Origin of the sequence: Empedobacter falsenii (genome assembly GCF_013488205.1) — a bacterium.
GTDB lineage: Bacteria > Bacteroidota > Bacteroidia > Flavobacteriales > Weeksellaceae > Empedobacter > Empedobacter falsenii_C.
In genome coordinates, this window is sequence record NZ_CP040908.1 from 1,153,177 (window position 1) to 1,165,974 (window position 12,798).

The 12,798-nt window shown below is 36.1% G+C and carries 15 protein-coding genes; 7 read left to right on the forward strand and 8 right to left on the reverse strand.

The window, feature by feature from the left end; genetic code table 11:
• Positions 1–105 precede the first annotated feature (105 nt).
• The 7 genes from FH779_RS05445 to FH779_RS05475 all read left to right on the forward strand — a co-directional run bounded on the left by FH779_RS05445 (position 106) and on the right by FH779_RS05475 (position 7,416).
• On the forward strand, positions 106–708 hold the full coding sequence (locus FH779_RS05445) for a PRTRC system protein E (protein WP_180906345.1): 603 nt from the start codon (positions 106–108) through the stop codon (positions 706–708).
• A 26-nt stretch (positions 709–734) separates the two neighbouring features.
• The gene (locus FH779_RS05450; protein WP_038330829.1) at positions 735–953 is read left to right on the forward strand and encodes a PRTRC system protein C; all 219 of its coding nucleotides are present in this window, start codon (positions 735–737) and stop codon (positions 951–953) included.
• Between the two features lie 17 nt (positions 954–970).
• Positions 971–2,125: an alpha/beta hydrolase family protein gene (locus FH779_RS05455; RefSeq protein WP_038330831.1), complete on the forward strand. Its 1,155-nt coding sequence runs from the start codon at positions 971–973 to the stop codon at positions 2,123–2,125.
• A 10-nt stretch (positions 2,126–2,135) separates the two neighbouring features.
• Complete coding sequence (locus FH779_RS05460; protein WP_038330833.1) at positions 2,136–2,849, forward strand: PRTRC system protein B; 714 nt, start codon at positions 2,136–2,138, stop codon at positions 2,847–2,849.
• Positions 2,846–3,655 (forward strand): PRTRC system ThiF family protein, encoded by an 810-nt coding sequence (locus tag FH779_RS05465; protein ID WP_180906346.1) that lies wholly within the window; start codon positions 2,846–2,848, stop codon positions 3,653–3,655. Before FH779_RS05460 ends, FH779_RS05465 begins: the two co-directional genes overlap by 4 nt.
• Before the next feature lie 423 nt (positions 3,656–4,078).
• A complete protein-coding gene (locus FH779_RS05470; RefSeq protein ID WP_180906347.1) occupies positions 4,079–5,155 on the forward strand; it encodes a hypothetical protein in 1,077 nt (358 codons plus the stop codon).
• Positions 5,155–7,416, forward strand: coding sequence for a hypothetical protein (locus FH779_RS05475; protein WP_038330838.1), 2,262 nt, complete (start codon positions 5,155–5,157; stop codon positions 7,414–7,416). The genes FH779_RS05470 and FH779_RS05475 overlap by 1 nt, the downstream gene beginning before the upstream one ends.
• Before the next feature lie 31 nt (positions 7,417–7,447).
• Here FH779_RS05475 and FH779_RS05480 read toward each other — a convergent pair whose 3' ends face one another.
• The 8 genes from FH779_RS05480 to traK form a co-directional block, all read right to left on the reverse strand.
• On the reverse strand, positions 7,448–7,840 hold the full coding sequence (locus tag FH779_RS05480; RefSeq protein ID WP_038330839.1) for an ANTAR domain-containing protein: 393 nt from the start codon (positions 7,838–7,840) through the stop codon (positions 7,448–7,450).
• Between the two features lie 360 nt (positions 7,841–8,200).
• Positions 8,201–8,368 carry a hypothetical protein gene (locus FH779_RS17735; RefSeq protein ID WP_442542607.1) on the reverse strand — a complete coding sequence of 56 codons (168 nt, stop codon included), beginning with the start codon at positions 8,366–8,368 and terminating at the stop codon, positions 8,201–8,203.
• A gap of 197 nt (positions 8,369–8,565) precedes the next feature.
• Complete coding sequence (locus tag FH779_RS05490; protein WP_038330842.1) at positions 8,566–9,015, reverse strand: DUF3872 domain-containing protein; 450 nt, start codon at positions 9,013–9,015, stop codon at positions 8,566–8,568.
• Between the two features lie 11 nt (positions 9,016–9,026).
• Positions 9,027–9,587 (reverse strand): conjugal transfer protein TraO, encoded by a 561-nt coding sequence (locus FH779_RS05495; protein ID WP_038330845.1) that lies wholly within the window; start codon positions 9,585–9,587, stop codon positions 9,027–9,029.
• Positions 9,588–9,608: 21 nt separating this feature from the next.
• Positions 9,609–10,511 (reverse strand): conjugative transposon protein TraN, encoded by a 903-nt coding sequence (gene traN, locus FH779_RS05500; protein ID WP_180906348.1) that lies wholly within the window; start codon positions 10,509–10,511, stop codon positions 9,609–9,611.
• A 23-nt stretch (positions 10,512–10,534) separates the two neighbouring features.
• Positions 10,535–11,887 (reverse strand): conjugative transposon protein TraM, encoded by a 1,353-nt coding sequence (traM, locus tag FH779_RS05505; RefSeq protein WP_038330848.1) that lies wholly within the window; start codon positions 11,885–11,887, stop codon positions 10,535–10,537.
• Entirely contained in the window at positions 11,874–12,161 is a 288-nt protein-coding gene (locus tag FH779_RS05510; RefSeq protein WP_038330851.1) for a hypothetical protein, read from the reverse strand. The genes traM and FH779_RS05510 overlap by 14 nt, the downstream gene beginning before the upstream one ends.
• Positions 12,162–12,171: 10 nt before the next feature.
• Entirely contained in the window at positions 12,172–12,795 is a 624-nt protein-coding gene (gene traK / locus FH779_RS05515) for a conjugative transposon protein TraK (protein WP_038330852.1), read from the reverse strand.
• Positions 12,796–12,798 lie beyond the last annotated feature (3 nt).

Sequence of the window (12,798 nt, forward strand, 5' to 3'; positions counted from 1 at the left end):
GTTTCTACGAGTTCGACAAGAGACAGAACGCATACTGGACAGATATGTACAATAAACTGACAGCTAAGAAAAAACGATTAGAGGACAAACAAAAAAATTAGAACGATGAATACAAATTTTTTCAATCAGATACAGCAGTTGAACTTTACAGGAGTATTACAACTGAACATTTCAAAGGGAGCAGAAACCAAGCTAATCGTATCGGTTATGCTTAACAATGAACAATGCGGGGATAATGCAAAAAACCTTATTCCGCCCCTTACATTCAATGCTACCGCACAGGAGTTTGATGAGGGATTTTTTGAACAGATAACCGCACCAGTACAAACCGTTTCGGGTTTGATGGTGGATATGGAGAAATTCTTAAAGCAAATGGAAGAAGTCAAAAAACAATCGGCAATGGAGAAGGAAAAAGCCGATAAGGAGAAGAAAGAAAAGGAAGCCAGGGACAAGAAATATAAAGAAGCTATGGCAAAGGCTGACGAACTGGAAAAAGAGGGTAAATTCAGTGAAGCGTGGATGAAAGTGCCGAACCCTGCCGATTTTCCCGACTATGCCGATGCCATACGCAAACGTAAAACTTCACTATCGGGCAAATTTGCCACACCGAGCCTTTTCGGTGCGACAGAAGAAGCAACACCCGAACCGATACAATCGGCAGAAGTTACAGACGATTACCCCATTGATGAAGCAGGAGAAGAAGAATAAAAGTACTAACCCAAAAATCAAATGTTATGTTATTAGCAACGCAATTACAACGAGTTTTTATATTGAATGATAAGGGGCAGGAAATCAAACTGAACGACCCCGAACCGCAATGGAGTGTACAGGCAGTAATGAATTTTTATTCCAATACATACCCCATTCTGACTACCGCAAAAGTATCAGCACCACAAATCAAGGACGATACGGTACAGTACCGTTTTGAAAGTGCAATGGGAACAAAAGGTTAAACTAAAACAGTAAAACAATGACTTATGCAACGACATACCGTATCGGGAACATTCCAAATGCCCCAAGAACCCAAGCAAAAGCAATTGCACCGTCAGTTGAGCGAGTTCGCAAACTGGATGCAACGACCGAAAGACGCAAACGAAATCCAAAAGGACAAACAACAGTCCGTACCAGTAGCCATGTTACCAATGGTTTTTTAAGGACTTCGTTTCTCCCTAAACTGAACGAAACAGAAACAGTACAGGCTTGCAGGGATAATATCAAAATGGAAAGGGATTTTTATAGTTCCCTTTCTCAATTGGCAGAGCATTACGGCATCATTCCGAAATCAACGCAATCTTACGGCTATCCCTACAATATCGCATTGGCTTTAAAAGACACCGAAGAACAGCTAAAACTTAAAATAACGGATTGGGAAGAAATCAGACTGATACAGGATAGCAAGAAAGTGTTTTTTACAAGCGAGGAAAGATATAATACTGGTACAACCCTGTATTACATTCCTGTAATACCCTTATTTCGTTGGTTGAAAGACCCAAAGCGAAAACATACCGCTCAACTGTTTTTGTCAGTTTGCAGTTATTTGTACCACATTGCCGATATTCCATACTACAGACAGGAAAGTAGTTACCTGTACTGGATGTATGAAATGCACAAAGATTGGGTAACCGAGGATGATTACGGAGAAGATACAGAAGCCTACCTCAGCGAATTTTCTCAAGCAGAATGGATTGGCGACTGTATGGAAAAGAAGATTTACAACGAAGCTAATTTAAGGCTCTTTAAAGAACGTTTAAACCGTTTTAAAGCGAAAGATAAGATTGATGCTGATTGCTTTAAAGTAGCACAGGAAGCCTATGCAATTTATCAGCAGTACCCTAATGCAAACGTATTCCGCAATGCCCGACCAAATGGCGAAGCCAATGAAGAAGACATGGAAAATATCATTTCAATGGAAAAGTATGTTTCATTCTGTGCAGATGGTACAGGCTGGCTTATGGATAATGTGGTAGAATCAGTAAACAACGAATTACAGGAATACGGACAGATGGAAGAACCCATTATTATAAAACGGTTTGACGGAAGTGATATAACCGCCAACACATTGGAGTTTGAAAACCGTTTGCTTACGATGATAAATGAATTGACCTACATTTTGAATAATTTTTAAAAACAAGGCTATGAACGATATAACACAGGATTTCGGAACGCTATACTACCCAAAATCAGCATTGGTATTTTATCAGACTACTGGAAAGGGTAACAATACTTATGTAGAGCATTTTGATATGGATAAAAACGGTACTCCCATTAATGCTCACCCTTTGACCGTAAAAGAAGCAAACCAACTGGCAAAGGCGTTGAAAACTGCCAAAGAAGAAAAAGAACCGTTATTGAAACCGCAGGGAGTATTGAGCAATCAGGTTTTATACTTCGACCCTAATGGAAACAAAGTAGTTTGGTTTACAAAAGCCACACAAAGGGAACTATATTTTATTGAAAGTCTGGGAATACCCAAAGGCAAAGCCAATGTACCACCTATGCTGTGGGTAGCCAACCGCAACGGTTTAGCCGTTTTCGCCTTACCGAATAGAAGAAGACCTACAATAAACACAAAGCTGTACAATGCCCCCTTTTTTAACGTGTATGAGGACGGCAATGTATGTATGGGTACAGTAGATGTACGCATAAAGAAAACCGCTTCATTGGAAGAATTTATAAACAAATGGGAAGGCTTTTTCTTTAACAGCTATTTCAGTCATTTAATGCACGGTCATAACCCGATAAATGGAAATTGCGTAAGCCTTTGGGAGAATTTAATCGCCACAGGCGACGCCTTTCCAATGGAAGTATTGACAGAAAATAACCTAACCTTAAAAGACATATTGCGATGAACAACGAAAGAATAAAAGTCCATTTTACGGACAATAGTTTAATAAATGCCACCAATCCCATATCGATAAACCTTATCGGTGCAGGTGGCACAGGCTCAAAGGTTTTGACCGCCTTAATGGAAATGAACCACAGTTTAATAGCTTTAGGACACGCAGGATTGTCCGTTCGTCTTTGGGATGATGATGTTATCACAGAAGCAAATTTGGGAAGACAGCGTTTTGCAGAATGTGAGGTCGGGTTGTATAAATCCGTTGCTCTCATCAACCGAGCAAACCGCTTTACAGGTACTAACTGGAAAGCCGAAACACAGAAGTTTGAAAAAGATAGTTTGGGCAAAGTTCCCGAAAACGCACAGGCTACTATCTTTATTACCTGTTTAGATATTGTAAAAGCAAGGTTTGGTATTGCTGAAATATTGAAAGCATTGGATAACGGAAAATATTACCATCATAAACCAAAATATTGGTTGGATTATGGAAACAGCCAATATACAGGACAGGTATTATTATCAACGATTGGAGATATAAAACAGCCTAATTCCGACAGATACGAAACGGTATCTAATCTGCCAATGGTTACCGATGAATTTGGACATTTGCTGAAGCAGTCCGAACAACAGGACGATACACCAAGTTGCAGTTTAGCTGAAGCATTGGAAAAACAGGATTTATATATCAATTCGTCACTCGCACAAATGGGAAGTTCTTTGTTATGGGGTTTGTTCCGTAATGGATTGACTGAAAACAGGGGCTTTTTTCTCAATTTGAAAGATTTCCGTTCACAACCCATACAAGTCGCCCGATAGCAGAAATCTGGCGGCAAAAAGACACACCCTCCCGAAGGTCGGGGCAGTCTTTTTGCATTTAAGCGGTGCAACCACTTTGCCAAAATGTATGGCTACACCCCATCTTCACTTCTCATTTTATCAAACAGGTTGCGATCTGTTTTGCAGGGATATTCAGTATCCCTTTCGTTGTTTTTGGAGACTTCTTTTCTTTCCACATCTGCGACCAAAGAAAAGAAGCAAAAGAACGCCGCTTGGTTAGATTGGCTTTTAATATTTTAGTATGTTTGTTATTTGAAATTTACAAGGATTTTAGTAAAAGAATGTAAATAAAGAAACTATATGATCAAAATATCAATACCTAAAAATATCACTCCTCGCAAAATGGAGATTTTATATAGGAAACATATAAATAATGAGGTCGAGGGTGTTATAAATCTAAAAATGCCAGGTTCATTAAACAAATATACATTTGGACTATTGGGAGATTTGTTAAAGTTCATTATCACATTAAATAATAAATCAAATATTCAAACATTAGAATTAGATGTAGATAATGAAAACTTAAACAATTTTTATGATCAAGAATATGCTTATCCTGTAGTCTCATTATTATGGAATACAACAAATTTCATTGATAAAAACAATGTCAATATTAAGGATCGTTTAAGAGAACTGCAAAACGATTTTTTCATAAAAATGAATTCGTTAGATAGAATAAAGGGTAATAAATATATTCTGACAAATACGGATCATCTTTCAAAAAACAAAGGTTTAATAAGGTTACTTGAAAGTCCTGATGGGTTTAACGATGATGAAGATCAAATCAAATACAGCATCAAGAAAATTTTCAATGACTATGTTTTGACCTTTAATAAAAACAACAAAATTGAATTTGAGAATCTTATTGAAGATATTGGTGCAATAGTCTACGAGTTAACAAAAAACACTTACGAATGGGGGAAGACTGACCAAAATTTAATAGATATTCCTGCAAGTATACGCGGAGTTTACTTTAGGTTTCATATAAATAATAGTAATAAAATATTTGAGGAGTTCGAAGAAACACCTATTCAATCCTTTTTTCAACACCCGTTCATTTTGGAAAACTGCGTTAACGAACACAATCAAATTTATTATTTAGAAATTTTAGTTTTTGATTCAGGGGTAGGATTTATTGACAAATTTACTAAGAAAGAAACATTAACGGATTTAGAAGTTATTAAGAAGTGTCTTGTGAAAAATCAGACATCTTCAACCTCTAATCTAAAGTCAAAGAAAGGTATAGGATTAGACCGTATATTAAATATATTGAATAAAAAAGGTTTTGTGAAAATTTCAACCGATAAGTATTGTGTTTACAGAGATTTAATAAAGGACAATTACAAACCTATTGACATAGAAAAATTGAAGGATCTAAAGCTTGAGGATTGGAATAATGATGGTTTTAGAACGGACAATATCATTAAATCGCAAGGTTCTTATATCAGTATTCTATATCCATTCAAAAGCAATCGATAATGGGAAAATTTTACATTTACAACTCAAACATCGGAGATAAAAAATATAAAAGTGCCACAATAATTTTCAACCCTAATATCGAGTTTGATTTTGGTGCTTTGAAGAATGAATTGACAGAACATTTTAGATATTTCCATCAAACAAGTGCCCTCGTTTTTCTTCATTGCTCTACTGTATCTTCTGTAGAATCTCTTATAAAAATTAATCTCGATAAAATTTTTAAAAGTATTCCAAAAGCAGAAGAAAACTCACTTGTTGAAAGCATTTTTTATGTTGGTTACAATAAATCAGACTTTATCTTTTCAAAAGATGATCGCTTTTTGAAAGAGAACTTTAAGGAAATTATTAATCAAGGATTAGCAAACATCTTTATATCAAATGGAGGGCTAGTAGAGAGTAATGGCATTTCTCACCATTATGTTTTTCCATCAGGAAAGCATTCAACCAAATTTTTAAGAACGGCAAATGTATTAGTACAAAAAAGTGAAATTGATTTCATTGGATTAAATCTTTTGCATTTATTTAAAAACACAGAAATTCGAAATATTTATTGTGATACGTTATCTATAAATGTTGTCGGGTACTCCATAAGCCAATATCTGAAAAGATATGATAATAGAGAAGATCTTAATATTGAGTCATTTAAATCGTACGATGGCATATACAGTAAAAATACCAAATTCTATAAAGATTCAATTTTTTTAATATCTGCATCGACATCTGGTGGATTAGTTCATTATTTAAAAGGGAATCATCCAGAGATAGATTCAAAAGATGTTTGTATTCTTTACTATCTTCCAATAGAAAAGCCGTCAAATCTCTCACTTGAAAGAGTTCTCTGTAATTTAGAACGTAATGAAAAATTTCAATACGGATTAGAGATTTATAAGCAATTCAAGGCTGGTGAAAGATGTTCGTTTTGCGAGAATCAATCTACTGCAATTAAGATTGTTGGGGACTCCTTTAGTTTGGATGAACCTATTATAAATACTAGAAATATCGTTGCTAGTAAATACATAACCAAAACCTTAAAAGATTTTGTGGAAGTATTCAAATATAATGAGGAGACTGGCACTTCCTTAAAAGTTTCTTTTAGTGAAGATACTATCAATAGAAAAAAATACAATTTGTATATTGATTATGAGAATATCATTAGAAATATTGAAAAGAAACACTATAAAAGCCATAAAAGTAAGATAGACGCTTTCGTTAATCAATACGTACCAGCATCATTAAAGTATATAATCCATTTGAATGATAAAGGGTCAGAATTATTAGCAAAGTATATCTTGGAAAAGACTACTTGCTTTTCTAAGAATTCAATTGAAGTTATTAATCAATCTGAATTAGTTGATAAAAAGATTTCTGAAGAAGAATCTGGTTCTATTTTGATTGTAGCTTCTTGTATTACAAATGGGAAAAACCTACTTTATTTGAGTAGATATTTCAGAAATTATAATAATATCAGACTTATATACTTTATTGGTATCAATAGAATTAGTGATTCTGATAAGCATAAAGAATTAAAAAGTAATATTAAATATGGACTATATGGTGCAGAAAATAGTTCTTTCGTAGAAATAGAGACTATTAATTGTGATAACTCCAATATAGAAACACCTTGGGAAATTGAGCTAGATCATTTACGAGAAATACAAGAGGGCTTAAATGAACCATCTAGTTTTGTAAATGAAAGAATAACGACAATAAATAACTTTTCTAATAAAACATTCAAAGGTGGCACACAAAAAATATTTTATCCTGATATTCTAGGTAATGAATTACAAATTCGCAAAAATTCCGCTTTTTTTAATAGTAATGATTACTTTGAGCAAGTAACTCAATCGGATATTTATTTTACTATTTCTTGTGTTTTAAATAATCTAAGAAATAATAGAATTGACGGGCTTTATCAGACTAATTTTGTAAAGAATTTACTTGATCCATTTGTTTTTAATCGTTTCAATGATGGGATTATTCAAGCGTCTATTCTTAGAGCAGCAAAAAATGACGAGCTTAATTATTCATTTAGTCGTAAGAATTCTGAGGACATGTTGATGCTTTTAAAGACCTTTGCAAAACATAGTGATGAATATCAAGGTGAAGCACTAATGGAATTTCTCTATGCTCTCAGCATTGGGAGGTTACGTTTGTTTAAAGACCATTATCCTCTATTGATAGATGAGCTTGAAAATATTGAACATGAACACGTTAAAATCTTGTGTAAAATCATTTTAGAAGTGTACGAGAAGAGTCTATAGAGTATTAGATTGTTATTCATAACATTGAAAATTAGCCATTGACAAGGATGTCAATGGCTAATTTAAAATCATCAGCATCACTACCAGCTAATAAATAGCTCGAAACACCAATATCTAACAAGTTTTTACCGACTTTCTTATCATCAATATCACTATGTGCAATAAGTTGAATGGTTGGATATTGTGTCCTTAATAATTGAAGCTGTGCTAGTACATTCTTGTCATAAAAGTCAAGATCAATAATACAAGCTTTAGGAAGTATTTTTAGTGTGAGTAAGTAATTTAATCCATCTTGAATATTTTCCAATCGGAATAAAGCTTCAATTCCTAAAGCATTTAAGTCATTACAAATACGATCTAGAATTGGACTTTTATCATTGATAAAACCAAGGGTCATTTTTTGTGGATGTGTGTCTGTTTCCATATCAATATACTTTTAAAAATTGATGTGGCCTTACGAAAAAAAGAAGCGTAGGCAACTACAACTTACCGATACTGAGGCACTGGTATACCCGACAACGAATAAGCGAGCGCCCACGCCTATAGCGTGAGCGTTCCTACTTATTGTCTTGTTGTCTTAAAAATTACCAGTTTTCAGTACCAAGACTTAAAGCAAAAACACTTTAAGATTTTCTATATTTTACTAAGCAAATATACTAAAGTCGTTTTAATTGATTAGCATACTCTCTATAATTGTAATCCTTATCAATCATTATCTCTTTTAAAAAACAAAAAATCGGATAACCTTTTAGATATCCGATTCTCCTAAAAATGTAATTAGAAATTATTTTTGATTTGATTGCTCTGTTTTTACTTCCTTTTTCTCCCTCGAATAAACCCACAATGACAATAGCCCAAAGATAATTAATGCATAGGCTAACCATTTGCCGATCCTTTCAATTAATTTAATGAATACCGAACTTTCGTATGAGGAAAATCCTTCTGCTCCCATAGGACCACGTCTGTAAAACTTTCGACGGTTAAGCCAATACCGTAATCCTAAGCCTGCAACCAAGAATATTATTGAAATAACTAACGATGAAACCATATCCCAATGTATTTAATTCTACCTTTTAAATTTACAAAAAATCACCCTCAATCTACATCAAAAAAGAAAACCCTGCTTTGTGGCAGGATTTCTTTTTACTTCTAATCATTACTGTTAAACTGAAAACTTATTTGCTTTTCATTCCCGAAGCTATCCGAAATCCACACATCAAAAGACTGCGATACGGATGACGTTGAAGTATAATACAAGCGAAATTGTTCCGATGCCAAAGGATACAAATCGTTGGGTAGATATGGTGGTTCATCGTAATACCTCAACGAGCCTTGTCCGTCGAATTGGAAGTAGCGTAGGAAATATTGTGTGTTGCTGTAATTTCCTGTACGCTGTATGGTAATGCGGATCTCAACGGTATTTCCATTGGCAATCTCTTTAGGAACTGGCATTACATTGACCTCAAAAGGAAAATCGTTCTGTATTTCGAGTTCGTCATCTTTACTACAAGATACCAAAGAAACCGAAGCTGTCAGGATTGCCAGCATTAAATATAACGGCAGTAATCCTATTCTGAATTTATTAAATATTGCTATCATAATTTTACGTATTAAAAGTTAAATCTTAATCCCGCACCTGCGGAAGGTCGGAATTGTCGCAAATCTGTACCCCATAACACTTTTGTATGCCCTTGTAAAACCAATACAAATCTGTCAGACAGGTACGTTTCAAAGGTCAGCCGACCACTGGCACCGTAGATGAAATTGTCCTCGCTAACTATTTTCGCACCATCGTACAACATTGTTTCTCCACGGTTGATATTTTCGTAACCAACAACACCTGTTATCCCTGCATTGAGTGTGATATTCTTACGGGCATCGCCCAATAAAAAGAAACTGTAACCACCTTCAGCCGTGTAGGTTTCCTGCGGTATTTGAAGCGATTTGTAATTGTGGTATTGATGTGTGTATTCCAAAGCCCATATCTGATAATTTCCGTTTTTACCGTTTACGGTCATACCCAGACTGATGTAATAATCGTTACCGATTTTATCATCAGATAAAATACCTGTACTTATTTCCAAACCTTTTTGTTTGGGTAACATTCTTTGTGCCTGTGTTACCGTGATGGCCATAAAGAGCAACATCACGGTGTAGATATATTTTTTCATTGTAATTACTTTAAAAGGTTATTAAAATTTCAGGTGGATATCATTGATTACACGGGCTTTGATTAAGTCCGAATTTTCTACCTGAAGCATTTGGTGTCGTCCGCCGTTTTTCTCAAAGATTTCAATCAGCAACACCTTATCGTTGGCAATGGTAAATTGGTCTAACAAAAAAACATTTTGCTCGGTAGATTGTCCGTTTATTCCGTCTTCCAAAGGCTTGTAAGTTCGAAGCGGTATCATAGGTCGTTCCTGTAATACGGTACGTTTGGCTACCTTTTTATCTACCACCTTGAAGTTGATAAAATCAATATTAAAAGGTACGTTGCTCTTGTTTCTCAATTCCGTATGGAAATAGTATTTCCCGTTGTGGATATAGATACCTTTCAAGATAAACTGAATACCGAAGCTCTTTGCCCCGATGTGCTTTACAATACGCTTATCTTTCTTGTAAATGGTTTCCAATAACAAACCAGCCAAAGACGGAGAATTGTTCCCCAATTCTTCAAACAACACATCGTTTCCATTGGCTTTATCTACTGCTTTTTGCATTGTTAGCAGGTCGTAGCTCAACGCTTCGGGGTAAGAACTGTAATACACATTGAAAGAGTAAAAGCGACCATCATTGGTAATTACGGAAAAGTTGGTTTCGGCTTCAAAATTCCGAACTGATGCTTTTACACGCAATACGTTTTCTGCATTTTCGGCTTTTCCGGCAATCAGGTATTCGCTTCCCAAATCCACATAACGAATGGCAGTCGGGAAAATCAGGTGCGATGTTTTATCGTAAGTTACTTCCATACGATATGGCTCAATTCTGCCCAATTCAAGAGGTGTTTTTACAGGTACACTATCCTGTGCAAAGGAGGTTACGGCAAAGCCGATAGTCAGGGCAACTGCCCAAAAGGTTTTAAAAATATTTTTCATTTTTTTAATATTTGAGTTTAACATTATTGCTTTGATACAAGAAAGACCTGATGCCCTGCTTTTAGTGTAACTTTTGGAGTGCGTACTTTCTTGGCGAAATAGCCCGAAACTCCCTGCACCACGCCACGGCTTAAATCTGCAGCTACCTGTTGTCCTGCATTCTGGGTAAGCATCAGACTGGTTCCACCTGTCTGACTCATATTGCCCGCCATTTCGGTAAGAGCATTCATTTCAGGAGAATACGGAACATACAGACCTTGCTGTCCGTCCAGATCATAGATGGTGATATCAACCGGAATGATATTGCCCTCCAGTTCAACAGAGGTAATTTTAAGCTGTAAACGTCCTCCTTGAAATTTGGCATTAGCTGTTACAATGGTTCCCTGTGGAATAGTACGGCTTGGTGTTTTTGCAGGTTCTAATAATCGTAAACGAACACCGGTTTCGCCAACCACTGTTTGTGCATCGTGTACACAGGCTTTGATACTGTTTTTGGGTTGTACCATTTGTTCGGTAGTACTTGCTGTATAAAACCCTCTGTTTCGGGTTTCGCTCCAATTTTCCAAAAACTCACTATCTGTAGGCTCACGATACAAGGCGGATACGGTATTCTTCCTTGCAGCAGTAAATGATACAAAATGTTCTTTTTTATTCTCACCCGAAGCCACTGAAGTGGTACTATTTGTTGCAGGTACAGGTTGTTCTGCGGTGTTGGTATTCGTATTTGTCGGGAGATATTTTGCCGCCATCTGATAGGATTTTTCCATCAATGCAATCTGGTCATCTACAGTTGTAGGCTTTGGCAGATCTCTATCAGCTAGTTGTTCTTTCAACTCGTCCAATTGCTTGCGAAGTTCCATTGTTTCAGAATTGTTGTCCTGATAGAAATTACCCAATGTACTTTGTGCATTTCGATAGCTGTTCAATGCAGGATTACTGTTTCTTCCCGAATTTCTACTACCACCTCCATAGCCGGTGCTTTCATCATCATCTTCGGTAAATTCATCCACAGGCTCTTTCTTGTCATCGGTGTTCCAATAATCTGAAAGCGTTGCTAAACCATTACGCTTCTCCTGTTCTTTGCGTTCCAACATTTCAAGTTCATACGCCTTGCCTTTGTCGGCAGGCATTCCTGCTCCGGTAGCCTGTGGCACGTCATCGTTTAGCCCGATGTTTTCGATTTCCTTTTTGTCTTCCGACGGTTTAAAAATTAAATACATACAACCCACGAAAACAATACCCATCAAACCAAAAATCAAAGGCTTTTTGAGCTTTTCCGTTTTATTCTCCTTACCGTTTTGCAGTACATCGGCGGTTTCTTTCGGGTTACCCTCCGTTACCCGAACAACCGACTTTTTGTTCTCATTTTCTTTCATAAATCTGATTTTTTAAAATTGTTGATAATGTGTCCTGTAACCTTGCAGGACTTTCGTTCTTTTTAAGGACAGGGTTTTCAATATGCTCTATCTGTATATCGTTTTTTGAATTGCTTGTATCGTACCATACTTTGGTAACAACGCCTACAGTAAGCAGTAGATAACCAATAAAGAAGTACAGCGTGTATAGGTGTTGCTTCCTCAATGGTAAAGCCCTCCAACTGTTGTCCAGCTTGTCAAAAAACCTGTCCATATTTTCCTTGAATTTTTTCATATATCCTGTTTTAACGTTCGATGACCTCTATATCCTTGTTCTCTACCACCGCAAATTTTTCGATGTTAAAACCTTGGGGATTGTTGTCGGAACGAACGGAGTTTACGAGATAGCAGGAAGTAACCAGGTTACGACGTGTTACATTACTTGACCTAATGATGAACTGCTTTGCGTAGGTACGCACCGCATAAGGATAATTGTCAAAGTTGCACACTACACTATCTACCTCTATGCGTTGCTGTACATTACCCGAAATAATACGGCTGTAATACCCTTTTTCAGAAAGGTCTTTGTAATAATCAAAGGCTGATTTATCGGCAAGATTGAAAGCCCTGCTCATATTACTTTCAATGGCATTCTTGTCGGGAGCCAGCGTAAAGAACAGTTCATGAAAACGCCTAACGTGTTCCCGAGCCTCAACAGGTCGATTAATATTGGCATCTTGCGACAGGGCAAGCATTAAGGATTTACCGTTATCCAGTACATAGATTTTTTGACGTTGCTCATCGGCAAAGCTGTAGGATTTCCATACGGCATATCCTACAATACCAATACAGAGAACTGCAAATACTATGGCATACAAACGTATCTGCCTAAAGCTGTTTTCTATATTTCTTAAAGTTTTAAATTCCATTGT